Here is a 3,830-nt window from a genome sequence, read left to right on the forward strand (position 1 = left end):
CGGCACGAAATCCGCGAGAACCGATGGCGTGTCGCGCTCGGGATCGATGGTAATGAAGAGCGGCTGAACCTGCGCCGCATCCTCGCCCAGCCCGTCCATGACGGCGGCGACCTCGGCGAGAGTCGTCGGGCAGATATCGGGGCAATTGACGAAGCCGAAAAAGACCAGCATCCAGCGGCCCGAGTAATCATCCTCCGTGCGCGCCATCCCGGTGTGATCCGTCAACTCAAAGGTCGCGCGAAACGCAGGCTCAACCTCGGCGGCCTGATCCCTGCGGTAATCAGCCCAGAGCTGCAACCAGACAAAAGCAAGCGCTGCAACGCCCACGAGCGCCCAGAGGATTTTTTGAAGAACGGTCAGTCGCAATGCACTTAGCCTGCCTATGATTTCTGAATTCTTGGCTGTTTACACCCTCAAGCAACTAGAGGTTCAACCCGTTTGTTCAGTCATCTATGTCGGCTTCGCGGACCTGTGTAGAGGCTGATAGCCTTGCCAACCCGTACCGCAAAACCTATTAGGACCTAAGCATTGCGGAGGCACCCATGCTGACGATCGGTAATCTGGCCAGGAAAACCGGCACTAAGGTCCAGACCATCCGCTATTACGAGCAGATCGGTCTGATGCCGGAACCTGGCCGGACCGACGGCGGCCAGCGCCGCTATGGCAACGCCGAGCTGGACCGGCTCGCCTTCATCCGGCACGCGCGTCAGTTGGGCTTTTCTCTCGAAGCGATCCTGGAACTGCTGGACTTGAGCGATCACCCCGATCGCCCCTGCCACGAAGCCGACACCATTGCGCGCAGGCAGTTGAAGCAGGTCGAGCAGCGCCTTGCGCGACTGGAAGCCCTGCGTACCGAACTCAAGCGCATGGTTCATGAATGCAGTGGCGGGCAGACGGCCGATTGCCGCGTGCTGGAGGTGCTGCGTGACCACTCCGAGTGCCTGACGGAGCACGATGAGATCGGCGCCTGAAATGCCGGCAGTATTCGCCTATCCGCTTGCGGCCTTGGCCGAGATTGCCGGATGCTTCGCCATCTGGGCTTGGTGGCGTCTCGGCGCGTCCGCCCTTTGGCTGGCGCCCGGCGTGGCCGCGTTGGTGGCCTTCGGCTGGCTACTGGCACAGGTCGACACCGTGGTTGCAGGACGCGCCTTTGCGGCCTATGGCGGGGTCTATATCGCGGCATCGGTACTGTGGATGTGGCTCGCGGAGGGGCACAGGCCGGATGGATGGGACATCCTCGGCACTTTGGTTTGCTTGGTTGGCGCCGCAATCATCCTGGCCGTGCCGCGCGGTGAGTGAATTCAGGGCTTGAGGCTACAGTCGCTGCAGCAATTATCTCTCTTCCTGACCGGTTCGAGGAGAGATGTCATGACCCACGCAGACCTATTGCTTGCCCCCACGCGGCTCCTCGATTTTGAGAGCACGACCATCGCTGCGCTGTTGCACGCGCTGGGCTGGAAAGCCCTGCCGCCTTACGAGCGGATCGGTGCCATCTACGATTTCGTCCGGAACGAGATCGCCTTCGGCTACAGCCGGGCTGACGACATTCCTGCATCACAGGTGCTGGCGGATAGCTTCGGCCAATGCAACACCAAAGGTACGTTGCTGATGGCGCTCCTCAGGGGGGGCCGACATCCCGTGCAGATTGCATGGCTTCACCGTTCACAAGGCGCTCCAGCGCGGTGTCGTCCCCGAGCTTGTCTATCCGGTCGCGCCCGCGGAAATCCTCGATTCCTGGATCGAGGTGGAAGCCGGCGACACGTGGATCGGCCTTGAGGGTTTCATTCTCGACGCGCCTTACCTCGCAGCGTTGCAGCGGGGGTTCAGCGGCTCGGACAGCCTCTGCGGCTATGGTGCGGGAACCGAGCGCCTGAGCCGCCCGCCGGTCGAATGGGCGGGGGCCAGCACGTATATCCGGAAAATTGGCATTGCGCGGGACCTGGGAACATTCGAGACGCCGGACGAATTCTTTAATGTGCACCGGCAGGAGTTTGGCCAGTTGCGCGATTGGCTCTATCGTCACGTTGTCCGGCACTGGATGAATGCTCGGGTCCGCAGGATCCGCGACGGGCGTCTGCCACTCAAGCCGGGCATTGACCGGCTCAATCACCGCCATGAAGGAGACGCCCATGCCGCATGATCATGGCGACGCCCACATCGATCCCCACTCCGGCGATCGCCGCGTCTCGGTCGCAATCTGGGCAAATGCGCTTCTGACCGTTGCGCAGATCGCTGGTGGCATCCTTTCGGGCAGCCTCGCACTGATCGCGGACGCGCTGCACAACTTCTCGGACATGGCATCGCTGGTGATCGCTTTCGCGGCGCGTAAGATCGCGCGGCGGCCTGCGGACGAGCGAATGACCTTCGGCTACGGCCGGATCGAGATCGTCGCCGCGCTCATCAACTACACCACGTTGATCCTCGTCGGCTTCTACCTGATCTACGAAGGCGGGATGCGGATGATCGATCCGCCCGAGGTCGCCGGCTGGACGGTCGTGATTCTGGGCGGCGTGGCCTTGGCGGTAGACACGCTGACAGCGTTTCTCACCTACTCGATGCAGAAGGGCAGCGTAAACATCCGCGCATTATTTCTGCACAACCTTTCGGATGCGCTTGCCTCCGTGGCGGTCATCCTCGGCGGTGCGCTGATCATTCTCTACGACATGCGATGGGTCGATCCGGCGATAACCATCGGTATCGCGTTGTATATTCTTTATCTGGCTTTCACGGAGATCGGCGGCCCCATCCGTACGCTGATGCTGGGCAGCCCACCTGACATTGACAACGGCGCTGTCGTTGACGCCATCCTGGGCGTCGCCGGCGTTGCAGGCATCCATCACGCGCATTTTTGGCAGATGCAGGAACACGCCGCCGCACTCGATTGCCATGTCGTTATCAAGGCTGGTTCCTGGGACCGGGTCGAGGACATCAAGGACGAGATCAAGCGCGGGCTCTACGACGAATTCGGTATCGCCCATTCGACACTCGAGTGCGAGCGTGAGGAACGGGCTCACCAGAACGCGAGCCTTTACGGGCATGAATCGACTCCAGAGTAGGACTTTCCGTACCAGTTTTGGGGGAATCCGGTACGGAAACCCCCGCTCGTGCGAACGAACCTTGAGGTGACCCCGAACAATCCCCGGTACTTTCGGAAAATGGGTACGGAAACCCTGTCCTGGGGTGAGCTGGCGGCCCACGCCTATTGCAGCAACGATCTCATGGACGTGGACCCAGCCCAAGCGAAGCCGCCTGTCGTTCGTGCCAAACGACAGAAACAACAAATGTTGTCAAGGTTGGCAAGGCTTGCAATGTTAGGTCACCAAGCTCATGGAGGCGGCAATGCCCCGTCTGTCGATCGATATCAGCCCCCAGGATCACCAGCAGCTCAAGGCCATGGCCGCGCTGAAGGGGCAGAGCATCAAGGACTACGTGCTGAGCCGTGCGTTAGTCGATATCCCCAACCCGGCCGCAATGACGGACGCCGAGGCGCTGCAGGCGCTTAAGGAATTGCTGACCCCGCGTCTCGCTGAGGCCGATGCGGGTCAGGTCGTGACCGCGACTGCCGCCGACATCAAGCGAGAGGCGCGGGTCCGCCAGGGACGTAGATGACAGCCTATCGCTTCACGCGATCCGCGCGGGAAGACCTCATCGACATCTGGCTCTACACGCAGGAGACATGGGACGAGGTCCAGGCCGACGTCTATCAAGATGCGCTTCATCTCTGCTGCGAGCGGATTGCGGCTGGCGGAGTACAGGCCAGACATGTGCCTGGGCTCGACGGGGTGAGGGCGTATCGTTGCCAGCACCATTACCTGTTCTTCGTCGAACAA

6 protein-coding genes and 1 pseudogene are annotated in these 3,830 nt (G+C 61.4%); 6 read left to right on the forward strand and 1 reads right to left on the reverse strand.

Annotated features, from left to right (window positions below):
- Positions 1 to 366: SCO family protein (locus tag MRY75_RS05410; RefSeq protein WP_292306125.1), on the reverse strand; the 366-nt coding region annotated here is incomplete at its 3' end.
- Between the two features lie 176 nt (positions 367 to 542).
- Between MRY75_RS05410 and MRY75_RS05415 the strand changes: the two genes are divergently transcribed.
- The 6 genes and pseudogenes from MRY75_RS05415 to MRY75_RS05440 form a co-directional block, all read left to right on the forward strand.
- Entirely contained in the window at positions 543 to 971 is a 429-nt protein-coding gene (locus MRY75_RS05415; protein ID WP_028793124.1) for a helix-turn-helix domain-containing protein, read from the forward strand.
- 1 nt (position 972) lies between these two features.
- The gene (locus MRY75_RS05420) at positions 973 to 1,299 is read left to right on the forward strand and encodes a YnfA family protein (RefSeq protein WP_028793123.1); all 327 of its coding nucleotides are present in this window, start codon (positions 973 to 975) and stop codon (positions 1,297 to 1,299) included.
- Between the two features lie 69 nt (positions 1,300 to 1,368).
- Positions 1,369 to 2,140: pseudogene (locus MRY75_RS05425) on the forward strand (transglutaminase family protein).
- Positions 2,130 to 3,056, forward strand: coding sequence for a cation diffusion facilitator family transporter (locus tag MRY75_RS05430; protein ID WP_028793122.1), 927 nt, complete (start codon positions 2,130 to 2,132; stop codon positions 3,054 to 3,056). The pseudogene MRY75_RS05425 and the gene MRY75_RS05430 overlap by 11 nt, the downstream one beginning before the upstream one ends.
- 283 nt (positions 3,057 to 3,339) lie before the next feature.
- Positions 3,340 to 3,609 (forward strand): hypothetical protein, encoded by a 270-nt coding sequence (locus tag MRY75_RS05435; protein WP_028793121.1) that lies wholly within the window; start codon positions 3,340 to 3,342, stop codon positions 3,607 to 3,609.
- On the forward strand, positions 3,606 to 3,830 hold a 225-nt coding region (locus MRY75_RS05440), incomplete at its 3' end, for a type II toxin-antitoxin system RelE/ParE family toxin (RefSeq protein WP_292306126.1). The genes MRY75_RS05435 and MRY75_RS05440, both read left to right, overlap by 4 nt.

Origin of the sequence: Marivita sp. (assembly GCF_022763305.1) — a bacterium.
In the GTDB taxonomy this organism is placed as follows: domain Bacteria; phylum Pseudomonadota; class Alphaproteobacteria; order Rhodobacterales; family Rhodobacteraceae; genus Marivita.